This window comes from Asticcacaulis solisilvae, from assembly GCF_052327315.1.
Taxonomy (GTDB): domain Bacteria; phylum Pseudomonadota; class Alphaproteobacteria; order Caulobacterales; family Caulobacteraceae; genus Asticcacaulis; species Asticcacaulis solisilvae_B.
In genome coordinates, this window is record NZ_CP166196.1 from 2,902,663 (window position 1) to 2,921,602 (window position 18,940).

At 63.8% G+C, this 18,940-nt stretch carries 16 protein-coding genes and 1 riboswitch; of the genes, 6 read left to right on the top strand and 10 right to left on the bottom strand.

All coding sequences use genetic code 11. The features are described from left to right. Positions 1 to 4 precede the first annotated feature (4 nt). Positions 5 to 1,225 carry a TetR/AcrR family transcriptional regulator gene (locus AB8717_RS13770; protein WP_443747901.1) on the top strand — a complete coding sequence of 407 codons (1,221 nt, stop codon included), beginning with the start codon at positions 5 to 7 and terminating at the stop codon, positions 1,223 to 1,225. 62 nt (positions 1,226 to 1,287) lie between these two features. On the opposite strand, the gene AB8717_RS13775 is transcribed toward AB8717_RS13770, so the two are convergent. Continuing rightward, positions 1,288 to 1,566, bottom strand: coding sequence for a sel1 repeat family protein (locus AB8717_RS13775; RefSeq protein ID WP_443750894.1), 279 nt, complete (start codon positions 1,564 to 1,566; stop codon positions 1,288 to 1,290). A gap of 470 nt (positions 1,567 to 2,036) precedes the next feature. Here AB8717_RS13775 and AB8717_RS13780 point away from each other — a divergent pair, with 470 nt between their 5' ends. The 5 genes from AB8717_RS13780 (at position 2,037) to AB8717_RS13800 (ending at position 6,136) form a co-directional block, all read left to right on the top strand. Next, the gene (locus AB8717_RS13780; protein WP_443747902.1) at positions 2,037 to 3,047 is read left to right on the top strand and encodes an RcnB family protein; all 1,011 of its coding nucleotides are present in this window, start codon (positions 2,037 to 2,039) and stop codon (positions 3,045 to 3,047) included. Positions 3,048 to 3,368: 321 nt separating this feature from the next. Then, positions 3,369 to 4,013: a hypothetical protein gene (locus AB8717_RS13785; RefSeq protein WP_443747903.1), complete on the top strand. Its 645-nt coding sequence runs from the start codon at positions 3,369 to 3,371 to the stop codon at positions 4,011 to 4,013. 42 nt (positions 4,014 to 4,055) lie between these two features. Then, positions 4,056 to 4,538: a hypothetical protein gene (locus tag AB8717_RS13790; RefSeq protein ID WP_443747904.1), complete on the top strand. Its 483-nt coding sequence runs from the start codon at positions 4,056 to 4,058 to the stop codon at positions 4,536 to 4,538. 96 nt (positions 4,539 to 4,634) lie between these two features. Continuing rightward, positions 4,635 to 4,733: riboswitch (yybP-ykoY riboswitch) on the top strand. Positions 4,734 to 4,827: 94 nt separating this feature from the next. Then, the gene (locus AB8717_RS13795; RefSeq protein ID WP_443747905.1) at positions 4,828 to 5,841 is read left to right on the top strand and encodes a sodium:calcium antiporter; all 1,014 of its coding nucleotides are present in this window, start codon (positions 4,828 to 4,830) and stop codon (positions 5,839 to 5,841) included. 4 nt (positions 5,842 to 5,845) lie between these two features. Next, entirely contained in the window at positions 5,846 to 6,136 is a 291-nt protein-coding gene (locus AB8717_RS13800) for a 4Fe-4S dicluster domain-containing protein (protein WP_443747906.1), read from the top strand. On the opposite strand, the gene AB8717_RS13805 is transcribed toward AB8717_RS13800, so the two are convergent. The 9 genes from AB8717_RS13805 to AB8717_RS13845 form a co-directional block, all read right to left on the bottom strand. Then, positions 6,137 to 7,681: an MDR family MFS transporter gene (locus AB8717_RS13805; RefSeq protein ID WP_443747907.1), complete on the bottom strand. Its 1,545-nt coding sequence runs from the start codon at positions 7,679 to 7,681 to the stop codon at positions 6,137 to 6,139. Between the two features lie 88 nt (positions 7,682 to 7,769). Then, entirely contained in the window at positions 7,770 to 8,471 is a 702-nt protein-coding gene (locus AB8717_RS13810; protein WP_443750895.1) for a FadR/GntR family transcriptional regulator, read from the bottom strand. Between the two features lie 280 nt (positions 8,472 to 8,751). After that, complete coding sequence (locus AB8717_RS13815; RefSeq protein WP_443747908.1) at positions 8,752 to 9,750, bottom strand: arabinan endo-1,5-alpha-L-arabinosidase; 999 nt, start codon at positions 9,748 to 9,750, stop codon at positions 8,752 to 8,754. A gap of 118 nt (positions 9,751 to 9,868) precedes the next feature. Next, positions 9,869 to 12,712, bottom strand: a complete 2,844-nt coding sequence (locus tag AB8717_RS13820) for a TonB-dependent receptor (protein ID WP_443747909.1) — start codon at positions 12,710 to 12,712, stop codon at positions 9,869 to 9,871. A gap of 284 nt (positions 12,713 to 12,996) precedes the next feature. After that, complete coding sequence (gene arfA / locus AB8717_RS13825; RefSeq protein WP_443747910.1) at positions 12,997 to 14,511, bottom strand: arabinosylfuranosidase ArfA; 1,515 nt, start codon at positions 14,509 to 14,511, stop codon at positions 12,997 to 12,999. 15 nt (positions 14,512 to 14,526) lie between these two features. Further along, on the bottom strand, positions 14,527 to 15,852 hold the full coding sequence (locus tag AB8717_RS13830) for an ABC transporter substrate-binding protein (protein WP_443747911.1): 1,326 nt from the start codon (positions 15,850 to 15,852) through the stop codon (positions 14,527 to 14,529). Further along, positions 15,849 to 16,685 carry a carbohydrate ABC transporter permease gene (locus tag AB8717_RS13835; RefSeq protein ID WP_443747912.1) on the bottom strand — a complete coding sequence of 279 codons (837 nt, stop codon included), beginning with the start codon at positions 16,683 to 16,685 and terminating at the stop codon, positions 15,849 to 15,851. Before AB8717_RS13835 ends, AB8717_RS13830 begins: the two co-directional genes overlap by 4 nt. Next, positions 16,682 to 17,557 (bottom strand): carbohydrate ABC transporter permease, encoded by an 876-nt coding sequence (locus AB8717_RS13840; RefSeq protein ID WP_443747913.1) that lies wholly within the window; start codon positions 17,555 to 17,557, stop codon positions 16,682 to 16,684. The genes AB8717_RS13835 and AB8717_RS13840 overlap by 4 nt, the downstream gene beginning before the upstream one ends. Continuing rightward, positions 17,554 to 18,639, bottom strand: a complete 1,086-nt coding sequence (locus AB8717_RS13845; protein WP_443747914.1) for an ABC transporter ATP-binding protein — start codon at positions 18,637 to 18,639, stop codon at positions 17,554 to 17,556. The genes AB8717_RS13840 and AB8717_RS13845 overlap by 4 nt, the downstream gene beginning before the upstream one ends. Between the last annotated feature and the right edge of the window lie 301 nt (positions 18,640 to 18,940).

The following is an 18,940-nucleotide window of genomic DNA, read 5'->3' on the forward strand; positions in this document are numbered from 1 at the left end:
GCCGATGCGGAAAGCCAGCCCCGCCGACACGACAGCGATACAGCCGGAAACGGAAACGCCGCAGGCGCGCCTGATGCACGCCGTGGCGGAACAGTGGGCCAGCCACGGGCGCGGCCGGATATCGGCGCGCCAGACCGCCGCCGCCGCCGGCGTCACCACCTCGCTGATCAACTATCACTTCGGCTCGTTCGAACGGCTGCTGGAAGCGTCCTTTCGCGATTTCATCGAAAAGTCGGCCGCCTGGTGGCAGCCGCGCCTGGCGGCGCTCGACGGTATCCAGCTGCTCGATCCGCAGGCCGGCGGACATCTCCTGGCCAGCCTGATCGACGAAGCCTGCGAGCAGGCGCGCCCCATGGTCTTCGCCTGGTTCGAATGCCAGGCCATGGCGGCGCGCGATCCGGCCTTTGCGGGCGCCGCCGCCGAGTGGTACGCCGTATGGCGCGACGCGTGGGCAAAGGTCGCCACCGTTGTCCTGCCGGGCGACGCGGCCGGCCTGCTCTATCCATTTGCCGATGGGGAATTGTGCCTGCACCGCCTCGGCGGCCAGCCGCCGCTCGACCGCGCCTGTTTGTTCGAAACCTGCGTCGCCTGGGTGGGGATGGTGACGGAAGGAAAAACCGGACCGATGCCGCTGCGCGAAACCCTGCGGGCGCGGTGTGAAAATCCGGCGCCGCTGCCCTGGGAAGACGACTCGGTCGAGGGAAAAATCGCCCTGGCGGCGGCGGATATCGTGGGAAAGTCGGGGACCGGCGGCATTACGCACCGCGCGGTGGCGGCGGCGACCGAACTCAGCCTGGGCGTGGTCAGCTATCACTTCCCGACGGCCGAGGAACTGGTCCACTCGGCGTTCGCGGCCATATACGGCCAGATCATCCGGGCCGATCAAAGGCAGGCGCAGCCGGCTCCGGCCGGGGCCTATGCGGCGGGCGTCGCGCAACTGGTCGCCCATCCGGACGCCCAAGCCAACTTCCTGTCGCTCGATGAATTCATCAGCGCCGCCGCGCGCGACCCGATGCTGGGGCGATTCGGCGGCACGCTGCGCTATACAAGGGGCCGGACGGTGTCGCGGACCCTGACGGGCCTGCCCTCGCCCCTGGCTGGCGCGCTCATCTCGTCATGGACGAACGGGCTGATCCGGCAGGCGCGCTTCGTCGCGGAAACCGACCGCGAGACGTGGGCCAGGGCCTTGTGCCTTAACCTGTTGACGCGGTCCATGCGAACCTGATCCATTCCGACGGCGATTGCGCTGGAAACACGGAATGCCGCCGGTCACTCATGACCGGTGTATTAAGCCGCGAAGCCGATGCGGCCCTGGTCCAGCCACTGGCGGGCGGCGCGCTGGGCTTCGGCGATGTCCTCGCGGTCCATTTCACGCGACAGTTCGCGGCGGTAGACGCTGGCTTCCATCGAACCGCGCATGGCGGCCAGGTTGAACATCATGTGCGCCGAGATCATGTCGAGCGGCGCACCGCCCTGACCGGTCGAATACATCATGCCCAGGCGGAAAAGGTCGTCGCCGCTCATGTCGGCGGTGGGGAGCGGAAGCGTGTTGCTTTCGGTCGTCATCATTTTGTGTCAATCACGCCGTTCTGGCGTGTCTCCTTGATCTGATGAGACGATTTCACCACCACCCAATAAAATTAGAGTTAACAGCGATATTTAGGTTGAATTTTTTATGTAAACCTCAAGTTAATATTAAAATACACCTTAACCAATATCACAAACATCGCTAATTTTCCGCTAAAAAGTAAGTATTATTTGCTTACAAAATATAAATTACATAATTTTCACTCCCAAAATGCCAATTTTGCACGGTTAACGGCGGCAGTATCCACCGGGCAAAACAGGTCTTCGCCCCCGCCCCCCCCTTCCCCGCCCGGTATTCGCGTACGGCGGTCCGCCTGTTCGGCAGGCTGACAGGGCCGTTCAGCTTCCGTTCAGGCGGCCGCTGTCATAACCGCATCAAGACGATAATGGTTATCGCCCAGCGTCCCAGGTCCGCAAAATTCCCGACCTGGTCTGACAATGAGGACGAAATGACTCGCAAAATGGCAAAGACAGCCGTTTCCGGCCTGGCCCTGGGGCTGGCGCTGGTTGTGTCCGCCGCCGCCGCTACCAGCGCGTCGGCGGAGGACCACGACAAGAACTACGCCAGCCGCCAGCACGCTGCCGCTACCGGCGACCGCAGCGGCCCGATCTGGCGTGATAACAACAACAGCTCCAGTTCCAGCAACGACCGCGGTAACTGGGGCGGTGACCGTGGCCAGCGCGGCGGACAGCCGTCGGGCGGCCAGAACCGCGGCGGCAATGGCGGCGGTAACGGCGGTGGTAACTGGAACGGCGGCGGGCACGCCCAGCCCTCCGGTGGCCAGCCTTCCGGTAACCAGCCTTCGGGCGGCCAACCTTCCGGCGCCCAACCATCGGGCAACCAGGCCCATCCCGACCGCGGCAACGGCGGCTCGGGCTGGAACCGCGGTGGCGGCACCCAGGGCGGATGGACCGGTGGCGACCGCGGCGGCAATACCGACCGTGGCGGCGCCGATCGCGGCGGTGACCGCGACAACAACCGTGGCGGATGGAACGGCGCCGGCCGCGACAACAACGATCGCCACGACAACAACGATCGCCACGACAACAATGACCGTCACGACGACAACAACCGCGGCGGCTGGAACGGCGACCACGACCGTGGCGGCTGGAACGGCAACGACCGCGACCATGGCGGCGGGTGGGATCGGGGCGGCGGCGGGCGCCACTTCGACTATCATAACGACCGCCGCTGGAACGGGTATTCCGGCGTGCGCTTCGGCTTCTACTTCTTCCCGGGCCGGGGCTACTACCACGTGCCGGACCAGTATTATGACCACCGCTGGATGCGCGGCGAGTACCTGCCGAGGGTGTTCTTCGACTACCGCATCTATGATTACGACTATTACGGCCTGCCGACGCCGCCCTATGGCTGCGCCTGGTTCTTCGTCGGCGAGGACGCGGTCCTGATCGACGTGCGCACCGGCGAAGTCATCGATGTGTGGTACGACGTCTGGTAACTGCCGGATACCGTAAAAAGACCCGAAATCCCCGGTGCGTCGCCGCACCGGGGATTTTTATTTCCCGAAACCTCGGTAATAAAAAGTAAGTAAAATTAAGTAAAAAGTGCATAAATTCCCTGAAAAACTTGTATAAAAAGGCGAGAAAACGCGCCCTTATCACTAATTTGTCAAATCTTCGCCCCAAACTGCCTTCCATATTTATCACCTCGCACAGACAATGTTCTCATCAGTGCGGCCACATCCTGCAAAACGGCGGGAAGACGTCGCGGCGGGGCGGGCAACACGCTCTCCCTGGCATAATGTTCGAGAGGAAAGCTTATGAATACCAGTTTCAAGATTACGGCCGTAGCCATCGCCATGGCCGCCATGCCGGCATTGGCGTCGGCGCAGGTATTGGGTGGCGCCCTGGGCGGCGCCGGCAATGCCGGCGGCGGCATCAACGGCGCCATCCAGGGCACGGGCAGCGCCACCGGCAATGCCACCGGTTCGCTCAACAGCACCGTCCCGAACGACATCGCCGGTTCGGCGCAGGATACGGGCAACGCTGTCCGTTCCGACGCCCGCACCCTGCACAAGCAAACCCGCGACATGGCCGGCCAGGCCCGTGACGCCGCCCAGAACACGGCCCAGGCCAATGGCAATGTGACAGGGTCGGCGGCCGGCTCGACGCAGGGCGCCACCGCGACGCTCGGTGCGAACGGCAGCGCGACGGTCAATCCGAATCCGGCCGCCAATGCTGCCGGCAACGCTGCCGCCACCGCTACGGGCGACGCCAGGACGGTAGGTAACCAGGCCGCCACGGCTGCCGGTGAGGTCACCGGCGCCGCCACCAACAGCTCGACCGACGCCACGGTGTCCGGATCGGGCAGCGCCACCGGCGCGGCCGGCACCGGCGTTACGGGCTCCGCGACGCAAAGCGGCACCGCCAAGGCCCACGTCAAGACCAGCAAGCCCAAGGGCTGACGGTTCCAGTACCCGCGTTTTAACAATGGAAAGGGTAGTACTATGAAAAAGACACAGATGATCCTGACCGCGACCGCGCTGACGCTGTCGCTGGCCGTCACCGCCGGCATCGCCGACGCCAAGCCCACGCGCCACCATGCGATGAGCACGGCCAAGGCCAACGCCGTGACGGCCGACCTGAACCGCAAGCAGCTTCAGGGCAGCACCGTGACCGCCAGCGGCACGGACGCCAACGGCAATTCGATGAGCAATTCGACCGGCACCGACATCAACAGCGCCGCCGCGACCACCGACCAGAACTCGGTGCCCGCCGGGTCGATGTCGTCGACGACCAATTCGGCCGTCGCCGGCGACTCCACGCAGGCCTCGCCTCCGCCGGCCGGCCAGCCGACGACCGATTCGACCGTGCCGGCCACCGGCCCGACGATGGACCAGTCGACGACCCAGCCCAAGCCCAGCGAAGACAAGGGCGCGACGGGCAAGAACGCGAACCCGACCGACGCGGCCGACCAGCCGGCGCAATAACCGGCCCGTTCGCATCTTCCAAAGACCCCCGCCTGACCGGCGGGGGTTTTTCTTTTTTGCCCCTTCCCTTTCTGACGCGGATAGGTCATAAGCCGCGCCACAGTCATTGGGGAGTAGCCGCCGTTCCCGCGAACGGAGTGCGCGCCAACATACTTGGAGCCTCAGCTCCATGGTGCGCACAGCGAAGCATCGCTTCGTCAGGCAAGACCTTTGGCCGGGATGCGACGCCTTGCCGGGCGAGCCGCAGCCTGCGCCATTGGTTCATTCGCTTGCCCGGCCCGACAGACTGATGCTCCTTACTCTCGTTCTCTTTCTCGGTTCGGCCGTCGCGATCTATGTGGCGTGCGAATATTTCGTCAACGCCGTTGAATGGTGCGGCAAGCACATGAACCTCGGCGCCACCGCCGTCGGCACGGTGCTGGCAGCCTTCGGCACTGCCCTGCCCGAAAGCGCGGTGACCTTCACCGCCGTCGCCTTCGGCAAGACCCCGCAAGCCCGCGACATCGGCGTCGGGGCCGCCATGGGCGGACCGCTGGTCCTGGCCACCATCGCTTACGGCGTCGTGGGTCTGGCGCTATGGCTCAACCAGAAAAAGCTGAAGCGCGCCGACCACGCCGTGCGCACCAATGCGAAGCGCCTGGCCGGCGACCAGCTGGCGTTTCTGGCCATCTTTATCGTCAAGGTCGGCCTGGGCCTGGTGGCCTTCGCCATCAAGCCCTGGCTGGGCGTGCTGTTCCTGGCGGCCTACGCCCTCTACGTCTGGCGCGAGATCCGTTCGGAAGACGCCGGCGACGATGAGGACGAGGACGAACTGGAGCCGCTGAAGCTCAAGCCCGGCAATCCCAACCTGTTCTGGGCCGGCCTCCAGGCCTGCGCCGCGCTCGGCGTCATCGCCTTCGCCTCGCACCTCTTCGTGGGGCAACTGGAAGCGATCGGCCACTTCGCCGGCCTGTCGCCGCACCTTGTGGCGCTGCTGCTGAGTCCGGTGGCGACGGAGCTTCCCGAAACCATGAATGCCATCATCTGGGTGCGCCAGAGCAAGGAACGGCTGGCCCTGGCCAATATTTCCGGGGCCATGATGATCCAGGCGACCATCCCGTCGGCGCTGGGCATCATCTTCACGCCGTGGCGCTTCGACGCGACCTTGATGGTGTCGGGCGCGGTGACCGCCATCGCCATCGTCGTGCTGTGGGCCATGTTCAAGGCCGGCAAGGTCGACAGCCGGGCGCTGACCGCCATCGGTCTTTTGTACGGCCTGTTCGCGGCATGGCTTGTCTTTGCGCCGCATTTCGGCATTGGATAACCGCATGGCCAGGACAGATGACGCATGCAAACAGGAACCGGGCGTATTCGCGCCCGTCATCGACCGCGCCCGCTGCGAGGGCAAGGCCGACTGCGTGGTCATCTGTCCCTACGACGTCTTCGCGTTGGGAACCTTGCCGCCGGCCGAGCGCGCGGGTTTAAGCTTCCTGTCGAAGGTCAAGGGCACGCTGCACGGCTGGAAGCAGTCGTTCGCCGTCAATGCGGACGCGTGCCGGGCCTGCGGGCTGTGCGTGGAAGCCTGCCCGGAAAAGGCGATCAAGCTGGCCCGAAGATAATCAGGTTTTCGGCTTTTCGTCCGGGAAGTCCGCGCTTTCCAGCACGTTTTCCGCCGCCTCGACCGATTGCGCCACCGTCAGTTCGGCGCCACGGATGGGCTTTTCTTCCATCGACCACAGGATCAGGAAGCTGAGGCCCAGGCCCGCCCCGCCCATGGCGAACAGCGGGCGGAAGATCAGCGGGGCCTCCGGCACGTGGCGCAGCTGGTCGAGCGCCGCCGGCGTCAGTCCGCCCGCCGCCCCTGCCCCCAGTGCGCTGAACAGTTCCGAGAACAGCACCGCCCCGAAGACGGCGACCAGCAACGCGCCGCCGAGGCTTCTGAAGAAGTTCATCATGCCGGTCGCCGTGCCCATCTGGTGGCGCTCGACGACATTCTGGATGGCCGAAACCGTCACCGGGAACATGGTGCCGATACCGGCATTGGCCACCATCAACACGGCGATGAAGCCCCAGAAGGGCAGCCGGTCCGGAAACAGGGCCAACCCGCCATAGACGATCGTGCCGACGAACAGGCCGATCATCGGCGCGGTCTTGTACTTTTCACCCTTGCCGCGCGAGATCAGGCGCCCCGACAGGATCGAGCCACTGACCACGCCGAGGCTGAGCGGCGTCAGGGCCAGACCGGCCTGCGAGGCCGACAGGTTGAAGATCAGCTGGAGGTACAGCGGATTATAGACGCTGAGGCCGATCAATACGCCCATGGCGAGCGTCGAGACCAGGGTGGCGCGCAGCACGATATCGTTCTTCAGCAACCCCGTCGGGATCAGGGGTTCCCTGGCGGTTCCGAGCCTGAGCGCGAACAGCAGCCAGAAGACGATCGACACGGCATAGACGGCCCAGGTCGGCGCGCCCATGACGCCGCCATGGGCGTGCACGGCCAGCAGCAGGCTGACGGCGGCAACCGCCATTACCCCCGCGCCGATCAGGTCGAGCTTGTGCGGCCGCTCATAGCGCGGCAGCTTTTTCAGGCCGTTATAGACGATCCACAGGGCGACGGCGCCGACCGGCAGGTTGATCCAGAAGATGGCCGACCAGTGGATCTTTTCGGCGATGATGCCGCCCAGGATCGGCCCGCCGATGCTCGACGCCGTGAAGACGGCGGCGAAATAGCCCTGGAACTTGCCGCGTTCGCGTAAAGGGACGATGTCGGAAATGACCGTCTGGACCAGCGACATAAGCCCGCCCCCGCCCAGGCCCTGGATGGCGCGCGCGATGATGAGGAACAGCATGGACGGCGCCAGGCCACATAGCGCCGAGCCCGCCAGGAAGACGATAATCGCCCCCATGAGCGTGCGCCTGCGGCCGACAATGTCCGCCAGCTTGCCGTAGAGCGGTGTCACCACGGTCGAGCTGAGCAGATAGCTGGTGACGATCCACGGCAGGGCTTCGATATTGCCGAGGTGGCGGCCGATGGTCGGCATGGCCGTCGACACGATGGTCTGGTCGAGCGCGGCCAGCAGCATGACCATCATCAGGCCGGCGATGACGCCCTTGACCTCTGCCGGCGGCAAAGGCGCGGGCGCGGTATCGGTTGCGGCACTCATGGCAAATCCTCCGGACGCCGGCCTGTCGCGACTCGGCACGCCGCAGCTTATACACAAAGCCGCAGACAGGATTTGATATGTTTTGCGGCTACTTCAGGATGCCCATGGAGCGCTGGGTATCGCGCAGGGCCAGCCGCACCAGGGCCTCCATCGTCCAGCGCGCGTCATTGACGTCGCTTCTGGCAATGGCTTCGTAGACGGCGCGGTGGTCGGGCACGGGGTCGCGGTCGAGCGCCCGGGCGCGCTGCTTGTAGCGCGTGGACCAGGCCACGGCGGCGCCGATCGAGGAACTGAGCGAAGCCAGGGCCTCATTGTTGGCGGCGTCGATCAGGGCGTCGTGGAAGTCGAGGTCGGCCTGGCGGCCGGCTTCGGTGGCCAGGGTTTCTTCGGCCATGACGATCAGGGCGCGGTCCATGGCCTTGAGGTGCGCGTCGGTGCGGCGCTGCGCGGCCAGGGCGGCGGCCGCCGGCTCGGTGATCAGGCGCAGCTCGAACAGGTCCATGATGAAGTCTTCGCTGGGCTCGGTCTCGAACATCCATTTCAGGACTTCGGGATCGAGGATATTCCAGCGCTTGCGTTCGGTGACGCGCGTGCCCGTCTTTGGCCGGCTTTCGACCATGCCCTTGGCGGCGAGGATGCGGATGGCCTCACGGAAGGCCGAACGCGAAATCTCGAGGCTGGAGCTGAACTGGATCTCGTTGGGCAGGGTCTCGCCCGGCGCATAGGCGCCCTTCAGGATATCGACGCCGATCTTGTGCGCCAGCGCCCCGTGCAGCCGCCCCTGCGGCATCAGGTTGCGGAACGAGGTGTCGAGGGGCCCCGTGTCGAGGGCATAGGCCTCATCGTCCGCGTCGTCGGAATCAATCGAAAGGGAATCGTATTCTGAGCCAGCCATGGTTCGACTATGTCATTTTCTCAGACAATTGACAACAACGCCCCCTGTGAACGTGCCCTTGTCTGATGGTCTGTTGATACAGGGCTGCCGGATCAAGGTCCGACCAATATATCTTACGCACATTCCTTAAAACTATGCAGCGCTTTTTCCTTTTTGCGCGACAAAGGTCAGGTCTTTATACGGCAGCAGGCCATCCGTCCGCCGTCCAGTCGAGCGGCCGGATGCGCAGGACCGGCTTTCCGCCATTGTCGGCATCATAGGCATGATAGACGATAAGGTGCCGTCCGGCGTCCTCGAGCACCGCGCAATGGCCGGGACCTTTCCAGCGGTCGCCCGCTTCGGCGCGCAGGACGGTCGTTCCCCCGCCCCTCAGCATGTCCGTGCCGTCGCGGTCGAAATAGGGGCCGCTCACCGATTTCGACCGGCCGACGACCGTATAGTAGCTGCTGTCGGCGCCGCGGCAGCAGAAGTCGAACGAGACGAACAGGTAGTAATCGTCGCCCCGGCGGATGATGAAGGGCGCCTCGATGGCCGAGGGCCTGGAGCGCCCGGCGACCGCCAGGCGTTTGGCGTCGGGCTTCGGCTTGCCGGTCGCCGGATCGAGTTCGATCAGCTTGATGCCGCTCCAGAAACTGCCGAAGCTCAGCCAGTGCCGGCCGTCTGCATCGACGAAGGCATTGGGATCGATGGCGTTGAAATCGTCGCTCTGCATCGACGCCACGACCAGCCCCTCGTCCTTCCAGCCGAAGGCGGGGTCGGCCGGATCGAGCGTCGGCGTGGTCACCAGCCCGATGACCGACTGGTTCTTGCCGAAGGTCGAGGCCGCGTAATAGAGCCGGTAGCGCCCGTGGCTGAACGATATGTCCGGCGCCCAGGCGCCCTTCGTTTCCGGCACCGCCGCCATGACCCAGCCGGGAAAGGCCGGCATGACCGCGCCACGGAAGGTCCAGGTGACCAGGTCGGGCGAAGTCCGCCAATGAATAAGCCCCTTCCCTGCCCGCATCTGGCTGGTGCAGAAGACATGATAGAGCCCGTTCGCCTTGATGATGCACGGATCGTGCACCGGCGAGACATCGCCCGTCATGCGGTCGTTGAGGGTTTGGGCCGACGCAAGACCTGGCCCGGCTGCCAGTCCCGCAACCGTCATCAGAGAAAACTGCCGCCGTGTCAGCATGCCATCCGCCTCCAGAAAAAAGCGCCGGCGCAAAAAACGCCGACGCCGGAAAGTTGGTGGAGAACGCTATACTCGGAACACACCGGCGCGTCTCCGGAAAGACGCGCCGACGATGGGATTACATCTTGTAACGGAAGCCGACGGAGACCGCGCGGCCGATCAGGACGGTACCGAAGTTGGTCGTGTCCTGCGTACCGGCGGAGCCGAAGTGGTAGTATTCCTGCTGCTTCTCGTTGGTGATGTTGACGGCGTCGATGTCGAACGACATGCGGTTGTTAAGCGCGTAGGTCAGTTGGAAGTCGATGTCCTTTTCCTCGCGGCGGTAAACACCGATCGGGTTGGCGAACAGGGCGGCTTCGTTCCGGTCCAGGAACTTCGAGCGCCAGACATAGGACAGGCGCGCCGAGATCGGGCCCTTTTCGTAGGCCAGGGTGGCGTTGTAGGAGTAGCGCGACACGCCGTAGAAGGCCGTCTTGCTGTAGCTGACGATATTGCCGTTGGCGTCGACGTTCGGAATATCCTGCGACGTTTGCAGGAAGGTGGCGCTGCCGTTGAAGCCCAGGCCGTCGAGGATGCCCGGCAGCCCCTTCGGGAACCAGATCGTGCCCAGTTCCAGACCGTCCATCTTGCCGTTCGAGGCATTGTACGGCGTCGAGACGTTATAGTCGTAGCCATTGGCGTGGCTCTTGCCGGTCGTCGAGTTCGGGAACGGATCGTGCGCCGGGTCTTCATGGATCATGTGCGGCAGGTAGACGATGAAGCCGTCGATGCTGCGGTCGAACGCCGTCGCGTAGATGGCGCTGTCGTTCGAGAAGTACCATTCGGCCGTCAGGTCGGTATTCTTCGAGGTGGTGGCTTTCAGATTGGGGTTACCGATGCTGCCGCCGCCGTAACCGACCGCCGTGATATCGTCCGTCGGGTTCAGAGCGCCACCGATAGCGCCGAAGTCCGGACGACGCAGGGTTTCACCGTAGTTGAAGCGCATGTCGAACTGGTTGCTGAGGTCGTAGCGCAGCGTGACGCTGGGCAGCAGCTTGCCGATGGTTTGCTTGTAGTGTTCGGTGTCGTCGATCGCCTGGGTCTGGTTGTTCCAGCGATAGGAGGTGATGAAGGTATCGACCGACACGTAGCGAACGCCGAAATTGCCGCGCAGCTTGTGGCCGAACACTTCGTTCTCGCTGTCCGCCATCAGGTAGGCCGAAGCGTTCTTTTCCTCGACGTCGAACGCCTTGTGCATGGACAGTTGGTTGGTCGTCTTGAAGGTCGAGTCGACCGAGTGGTACAGCGTGCGGATGTCGTCGATGTGGTCGCGCATCCAGTAGCCGTTGGCTTCCATCCAGGTATGCGGGACGTCCGAAATGCCCGACCAGAAGCCGCTGGTCACGAACTGCATGCCGGCATCCATGGTGGAGAGATTGCGGCCAAGGAACGAGCTTTGCGAACGGCTCATTTCGGAGGACTTGCGGTCGTCGTAACGGACGCCGAAGCTCAGCTTGTGGACCGCGCCCCAGTCGGCGTCATAGGTGCCGTCCAGGCTGCCCGTGGCGGCGCTGCCCTTGTTGCGGTTGGCGTTGTCGTAGAACTGGGCCACGTTCCAGGTCGAGGCTTGCGTCAGCAGGCTGTTGTCGTCGAACGAGAAGCAGGCGATGCCGTCCTTGCAGTTGAAGTTGACATTGATCTGATTGGCGACGCGGTCGATACGCTGGGCGGTGAATTCCGAATGGAAGGCCGAAGTCTGGTACGACAGGTCGCCGATCAGGTGCAGCTTGTCACCGATATGCCAGTCGCCGTTCAAGGCGTAGACATACGAATCCGTGGCGTTGGTCGTCAGGTCGCCCGAGTTGAAGCCGTAGACCGCGCCAACGGTCCGGGTCTTCATGATGTCGGTCCCGGGATAGAGCGTGAAGGTCGAGGCCGGGTTCGAGCCCAGGTTGCCCCACCAGTCGACGAAGCTGAACAGCAGGTTGTTGAAGGTCGTGTTGCGATAGCCGTTGTACATGGCTTCGAAGGTGTAGACCTGGTTGTCCGACGGCTTCCATTGCAGGGCGACGTTACCCGAGGTGCGCTTGCGCTCGCCCAGCAGGTCGCTCTGGAAGATGGCGTCGCGCGACAGGTAATACGGATAGGCCGTGCCCGTGCCCAGGAAATCGAGCTTGGAGCCGGCAGCTTCCGGCAGGCCTTCGTTCTGGCCGGCGACCCAGCCGCTGAAGATGCGCTCCAGCGGGGTATAGCCCGGCATAGGATTTTCGGTTGTGAACGGAACCAGGGCGCCCGGCGTGACGCTTTCGTTGCGGTAGTCGTCCTTTTTGTAGCTGAGGTTCACCAGGGCGCCGATTTCGCCGATATTGGTGTTCCAGCGGTCGCTGACCAGGGCGCTGATCTGCGGATTCCACTTCTTGGCCGGATCCAGGTAGGTGTCACGGGCGGCGAAGGACACTTCCGGCCCCTTGAAGTCGAACGGGCGCAGCGACATCACGTTGATGGCGCCGGCGATACCGGCTTCGTTCTGGCTGGCGTCGCGGGTCTTGTACACGTCGATCTGGCGGACCAGGGTCGACGGAATGTCCTGCAGGGCTTCGTAGCGGCCCGAGGCCGTAAAGATGGTGCGGCCGTTCCAGGTCGACGAGATGTCCGACATGCCGCGGATGGCAACGGTGCCGACTTCGCCGCCGGCGCGGTCGGTCACCTGCACGCCCGGAACGCGTTGCAGCGCTTCGACGACATTGTTGTCCGGCAGCTTGCCGATATCCGTCGCGACGATCGAGTCGACGACCTGCGTGCTCTTGCGCTTGATGGCCAGGCTCTTGGTCAGGCTGGCCTTGACGCCGGTGACGATGACGACGTTGGTATCGTCCGGCGCGGCCGGAGCGGTTTGCGCCGAAGCCTGAATGGCGAAACCGAGCGCCAGCGCGGACGCCGCGACGGTCAGGCCCAGACGGGCATAACGAGTGGATGATGACATTTAGATAGTCTCCCTGCCTTGTTTTGTGTTTGAGCTCCCTCTCGAGCTCTTGATGCGGAGTTTTGTCAGACAAAAGACTGAAGTCAAGAGATCATGCCCACCTTTTGTCTGATTTAAGATCGGGCTGTCGCAAATCCGCCACAACAGGCGAAAGCTAAAGTTTCAAAATGAAAAGAACGGCCTTCCCGTTTTTCATTATTGAAAAATCAGGCAAATTTCGCGGCAAAAGTTCGCGTTTCATCATGCCCTTGTCCGACAATCTGATCAGACAAATCTCAATGTGGTCAGGCCACCATGTCCAGCGTGAAAACATTCCACGACAGGGGTTTCAGCCGGGCACTGAAGGCTGGCCCGTCGATTCGCGCCGAAGCGTGGGGCGCCGGGGCGACCGCCTCCGGATTCGCCTTGGAATTGACGGCCTTGCGGTCCGGATGGTGCAGTTCGGCGGCGCTGCCGATTCGGTAACCCGCGCCCATGCCGGAAAGGTCGAAGGACAGGTCCATCGCCTCTTCGCCGCGATTGAGCGCCAGCAGGGTGACGGTCCCTGTCTCCGGATTGCGGATCGCCGAGGCCAACAGGTGCGGCACGTCGCCGTGCATCTTCGTGGTGAAGGTCGAGGTATCGATACCGAGGCGCAACACCTCGCCGTGGCCGGCACGCGACGCATCGGCGAAAGGATGGAAGATGGTCTGGCGCCATGCCGGACCGCCCGTCTCGGTGAAGATGGCGCCGATGACGTTGACCAGTTGCGCCAGGCACGCGACCTTCACGCGGTCGGCATTGTTGAGCATGACGATCAGCACGCCGCCGACCACCAGGGCGTCTTCGAAATTGTAGATTTCCTCGAGCAGTTCGGGCGCCTCGGGCCAGCCCGGCTTCTTGATGCATTCGGGGTGGTGCGTGCGGTACCAAACGTTCCATTCGTCGAACGACAGCATGATGCGCTTCTTGGACCGGCGCTTGGCGGCCACCGCGTCGGCGACGGCGGTGATTTCCTTGATATAGTGCTCGATATTGTCGATTTCGGCGAAGAATTCGGGCAGGTCGTCGGCGTCGTTGCGGAAATAGGCGTGCAGGCTGATGAAATCGACCTGGTCGAAACAGGTGTCCAGCACCTCGTATTCCCAGGCGGCGTAGGTCGGCATGGCGCGCTGCGACGAGCCGCAGGCGGCCAGCACCAGGTCGCTGTCGACCCAGCGCATGACCTTGGCGGTTTCCTGCGCGATGCGGCCATATTCGTGGGCGGTCTTGGCGCAGATCTGCCACGGCCCGTCCATCTCGTTGCCCAGGCACCAGAACTTGATGTTATGCGGCTGCTCGAAGCCATGCGACTTGCGCAGTTCGGAATAATGCGTGCCGCCGGGGTGGTTGCAGTATTCCAGGAAATGGCGCGCCGAATCCGGGCCGCGCGTGCCCAGGTTGACGGCGAACATCGGCTCGACATCGGTCTTGCGGCACCAGGTAATGAATTCGTTGGTGCCGAACTGGTTGGTCTCGGTCGACGCCCAGGCAAGATCCAGGCGCACGGGACGCTGGTCCTTGGGCCCGACCCCGTCTTCCCAATTATAGCCCGACAGGAAGTTGCCGCCGGGATAGCGCACAAGCGTCACGCCCAGTTCTTTTGTAAGGTCCAGAACGTCCTGACGGAAACCGTGTTCGTCGGCCGTGATGTGGCCCGGCTCATAGATGCCGCCGTAGACGCAGCGCCCCAGGTGCTCGACGAAGGTCCCGAACAGGCGGCGGTCGACGGGCGCGATAACGAAGTCGCGATGCGCTGTCAGGGTGGCTTTCAAGGTCATGACGGTCTCGGGTACTTACAGAAGATGGAAAAGGAGGTCGTTGACGCGCGTCTCGGCGTCGGTCAGGGCCTGGTCGATCGGCTTGTGGCCGGTGATGGCGGACGCCATTTCGTCGCCGACAATGTCCTGGATCGGGAACTGGCGCTGCACGCCGGCCGGCAGGGTCTGGCCGACCTGCGACAGGCCGATGATCTCATGGCGATACGGCAGGGCCAGGTATGGCTGACTTTCAGCCACGCTCGACTGGCTGGGGAGGTGGCCGGTGCGCGACCAGTCGTAGTCGTGTGTTTGCAGGAACTTCATCAGGCGCAGCACGGCTTCGCGCTGGGCGGGCGTGCGCTCGCGTTTCGGCATGACCCAGGCGTGGCCGTCGACATAGGCGACCTGGTCGTGGCCGTAGAGCATGGGATAGGGCTTGACCGTATAGCCGTGATAGAGCGGCCGGCCCGGCGTATTGGCCTCGGCGTTGAACGTGCCGATCATCCAGGTTCCGACCAGGCAGACCCCGCCCTGCCCGTTGAGAAACGACGCCATGGCCGCCGGGTAGTCCTGGCCGGGCGCCATAAGGCCCTCGGCATAGATCTGGCGGAACAGCGTGAGGATGCGCTTCGCTTCCGGCGTATTCAGGTGGATATGCTTGGGGTCCGTGAAGAAGACAGCGTGCTGGTCGAGCAGGTACGTATAGAGGTTGCGCGTAAAGGCGGCGCGCTCGTTGTCGGTCGGCTGCAACAGGTACGGCAGCCCGGTCGCGCGTTTGAACTGCCGCGCCTGGGCCAGCAGCTCTTCCGGCGAATGCGGCAGGATGGGCTGGCCATCGCGCACCAGCCCGGCCTTGGCGAACAGGTTCATGTTGACGTGCCAGAGCTGCGTCCAGTTGTCGAACGGCATGCCGTAGACGTGCTTTTGACCGTCCTTGCCCGTGATCGTGACGCCGGCGCGCGCCGCGGGCGTGAAGTTGTTCACATCGATGCCGGTGCGGGCAAAGTCTGCGTCCAGCGGCTCGATCAGGCCACGCGCGGTAAAGTCGGGCATGGCCGACATGTGCATGGTGACGATGTCGGGCGGATCGCCGGCGGCGTACTGCGCCGACAGCTGGTCGTAGCCGGGCCAGGGCGCGATATTGATATCGAGCTTCACATCCGGGTTTTCGGCCTCGAAGCGGTCGAGCAAGCCTGTGACGATCTCGCACTCGCCGTCGGGATTGCGCACCGGCGCCTGCCCCTTCGGCACATTGGCTCGACATTCGCCGAAGATGCGTTGCACGGTGATGTGCGTCACATGGTCCTTGGGGGCGCATGAGGCCAGCACGACGCAGGCCAGCAGGATAAGGGCTCGTCTCATCGCACCGCCGCTCCCGCTACCGCCCGCACGATGTACTTCTGGAAGATGACGTAGACGATCAGGATCGGCACAGCGGCGAACACCGCCTGCGTCATCAGGTAGCCCAGCCCGCTGGTCTGGGCGAAGTTGATCTGCGACGCCGACAGGCCGACGGTCAGGGTGAACATGTCGGCGCGCGTCGCCGAGATCAGCGGCCACCAGTAGTCGTTCCACGACGACAGGAAGGTGAAGATGCCCAAGGTCGCCTGCGCCGGAACGGTCAGCGGCAGCAGCACCTTCCAGAAGACCTGGAGGCGCGAGGCGTTGTCGAGAAGCGCTGCCTCATCCAGTTCCTTAGGGATGGCGCGGAAATACTGCGTCATCAGGAAGACGCCGAAGGGCGCGGCCAGCCCCGGCAGGATCAGGCCGGGATAGGAATTGTGCAGGTGCAGGTGGGTGAACATCTGGTGGCGCGTGATGATCACCGCCTGCTCGGGGATGGCCAGGCCGAACAGGACGAACAGGAACAGCTTGTCGCGGCCCGGAAAGTCCAGCCGCGCAAAGCCATAGCCGGCCAGGGACGACAGGACCAGCACGCCCAGCGTCGTCAGCCCCGACACGACGACCGAGTTCATCAGCCAGCGGAAGACCGCGCTGTTGGTCAGGATGGTGTGGTAGTTTTCGACCGTATAAGGGGCGTGGAAGGCGTTGGCCGTCGAATGCAGCAGGTCGTTGTTCGATTTCAGCGACAGCAGCACCGTCCATATCAACGGCACCAGCATCAGGAAGCCGAGGACGATCAGGACGATCAGCGTCACCGTATCGCGGGTAACCTGGGATTGTTTCGGGCTCATGCCGCCCTCCCCTTGCCGCGCGAGGTGACGACGTACTGGATCAGCGTCGCAATGAGGATGATGGCGAACAGGATCTGCGCGGCTGCGGCGGCATAGCCGACGTCCCAGCGGCGGAAGCCGACTTCGAAGATGAACAGCACGATCGGCCGCGAGGCGCCGTTCGGCCCGCCCTGGGTGATCAGTTGCGGCTGGCCGAACAGCTGGAATTGCAGCACGCACTGCATGATGGCGACCAGCACCACCGTCCGGCTGATGCCGGGAAGCGTAATGCGCGTAAGCGTCCGCCACCACGAGCTGTTGTCGAGGGCAGCGGCCTCATAGATGTCCTGCGGCACCTGTTGCAGCGCCGCCAGGTACATCATCATCGGCAGGCCCAGGCACCACCACACGGTGATGATGGCCATCGACACCATGACGATGCGCGGGTCGCTGAGAAAGGGAATGGCCGGCAGGTGGAAGACCGCCAGGATATCGGTGACCAGGCCGCCGTCTGCCATGAGGATCATGCGCCAGATCAGCGTCACGATGGTCACCGACAGGACGGACGACGAGAAGAAGACACCGCGAAAAAAGGCCGCGACCGCCGTTGTGCGATTGAGCAGCAGGGCGAGGAACAGCGGCAGGACGGTCAGCGGCGGCACGGTCAGCAGCACGAACAAAAACGTATTGGCCACCGATTGCAGGAAAACCGCGTCGCGCATCAGGCGCGCATAGTTCTCGAAGCCGACGAAGACGCCGCCGCCGAACAGATCGGCTTTGAACAGGCTCAGTCCCATGCCGGCGATCAGCGGATAGATCAGCAGGCACAGATAGACGCAGACATAGGGCGCGACGAACAGGGCGTTCGACCAGCGCTTCGTCATCGCGCTCATTGGGCGTCGACAGCGTGGTAACCGCGTCCCTCGCCGTCGAAGAGATGGGCGCGCGCGCCGTCGACATGCAGGCGGATCGTATCGCCCATGGCGACACGGCTGATGCCCTTGTCCTCGGCTGTGACGACCGTGCCGTCGGACAGGCGTGTATAGACCAGGGTCCGCTCACCCAGGCGCTCGACGAATTCCACGGTCGCCGGAAGTTGGCCGGTCTCCGATACGCTGACGCTTTCCGGACGCAGGCCCAGGCGCCAGTCCGAGGTCGCGGGCAGGCCCTTCATGGCCACCTTCGTCGCAACGGCCTGGCCGGCCACGCTGGCCGTGGCGAAGCCGCCCGTATCCGTCACCGCGGCGCGGAAGATGTTCATGGGCGGTGAGCCGACAAAGCCCGCGACGAAGACATTGGCCGGGCGCGTATAGATATCCATGGGCGTGCCGACCTGCTGGACCTTGCGATCCTTCATGACGACGATGCGGTCGGCCAGGGTCATGGCCTCGACCTGGTCGTGCGTCACCAGGATCATGGTGGTCTTGAGCCGCCGGCGCAGTTGCGCCAGTTCCAGCCGCGTGCGCATGCGCAGGGCCGCATCGAGGTTCGACAATGGCTCGTCGAACAGGAAGACATCGGGGTTCTTGACGATGGCGCGGCCGATGGCGACGCGCTGCTTCTGGCCGCCCGACAGTTCGCCCGGCTTGCGCGCCAGAAGGCCGTCGAGTTCCAGGATGCGCGCGGCGTCCTCGATGCGGCGAGTGATTTCGGCCGGCTTGACGCCGGTATTGCGCAGGCCGAACGCCATATTGTCGGCGACCGTCATATGCGGATACAGGGCGTAATTCTGGAAGACCAGGGCGACACCGCGCGCACCGGGCGCCAGGTCGTCGACACGCCTGCCACCAATATGAATCTCGCCGCTGTCCAGCGTCTCCAGCCCGGCAATGATGCGCAAAAGCGTCGTCTTGCCGCAGCCCGAAGGCCCAAGGAAGGCGACGAACTCATCGTCGGCAATCGTCAGGGAAATGTCGTCGAGAACCAGAGTCTGGCCGAAAGCCTTGGAAACGTTCCGGATGTCAATGCCACTCACCGTACCCTCGCCTGCCACATATCCCCGGCCGCCCCCGTGCTTACGGTGACGTCTTCGGCCTCAAGATTTTGTTCTGAACGGCGGCCCGTGGCCGCAGCGCTCCCTGTTCGCCTGAAATGTCAGTATGACGGGGGCCTTCGCGGCCTCATTTACTCAGACAAAATCGATGTAACATTGAAACAGGAGGCCGACAAGGTGAAAATCATATTATATGGGAAAACGCCTTCCCGCCCCTGCACATGCGGAGACACGGCCGGTCAGGCAGCCGCAGTCGCGATCGGCGGCGCCGGCGCGCATTCAT

Excerpts from the sequence above, each read along its gene's own strand:
- AB8717_RS13795 (WP_443747905.1), top strand. The coding sequence starts at position 4,828 with ATGCTCCTTACTCTCGTTCTCTTTCTCGGTTCGGCCGTCGCGATCTAT.
- AB8717_RS13785 (WP_443747903.1), top strand. The coding sequence starts at position 3,369 with ATGAATACCAGTTTCAAGATTACGGCCGTAGCCATCGCCATGGCCGCC.
- AB8717_RS13775 (WP_443750894.1), bottom strand. The coding sequence starts at position 1,566 with ATGACGACCGAAAGCAACACGCTTCCGCTCCCCACCGCCGACATGAGC.
- AB8717_RS13805 (WP_443747907.1), bottom strand. The coding sequence starts at position 7,681 with ATGAGTGCCGCAACCGATACCGCGCCCGCGCCTTTGCCGCCGGCAGAG.
- AB8717_RS13835 (WP_443747912.1), bottom strand. The coding sequence starts at position 16,685 with ATGAGCCCGAAACAATCCCAGGTTACCCGCGATACGGTGACGCTGATC.
- AB8717_RS13815 (WP_443747908.1), bottom strand. The coding sequence starts at position 9,750 with ATGCTGACACGGCGGCAGTTTTCTCTGATGACGGTTGCGGGACTGGCA.
- AB8717_RS13810 (WP_443750895.1), bottom strand. The coding sequence starts at position 8,471 with ATGCCGCAGGGGCGGCTGCACGGGGCGCTGGCGCACAAGATCGGCGTC.
- AB8717_RS13770 (WP_443747901.1), top strand. The coding sequence starts at position 5 with ATGCGGAAAGCCAGCCCCGCCGACACGACAGCGATACAGCCGGAAACG.
- AB8717_RS13820 (WP_443747909.1), bottom strand. The coding sequence starts at position 12,712 with ATGTCATCATCCACTCGTTATGCCCGTCTGGGCCTGACCGTCGCGGCG.
- AB8717_RS13780 (WP_443747902.1), top strand. The coding sequence starts at position 2,037 with ATGACTCGCAAAATGGCAAAGACAGCCGTTTCCGGCCTGGCCCTGGGG.
- arfA (WP_443747910.1), bottom strand. The coding sequence starts at position 14,511 with ATGACCTTGAAAGCCACCCTGACAGCGCATCGCGACTTCGTTATCGCG.
- AB8717_RS13790 (WP_443747904.1), top strand. The coding sequence starts at position 4,056 with ATGAAAAAGACACAGATGATCCTGACCGCGACCGCGCTGACGCTGTCG.
- AB8717_RS13830 (WP_443747911.1), bottom strand. The coding sequence starts at position 15,852 with ATGAGACGAGCCCTTATCCTGCTGGCCTGCGTCGTGCTGGCCTCATGC.
- AB8717_RS13840 (WP_443747913.1), bottom strand. The coding sequence starts at position 17,557 with ATGAGCGCGATGACGAAGCGCTGGTCGAACGCCCTGTTCGTCGCGCCC.
- AB8717_RS13800 (WP_443747906.1), top strand. The coding sequence starts at position 5,846 with ATGGCCAGGACAGATGACGCATGCAAACAGGAACCGGGCGTATTCGCG.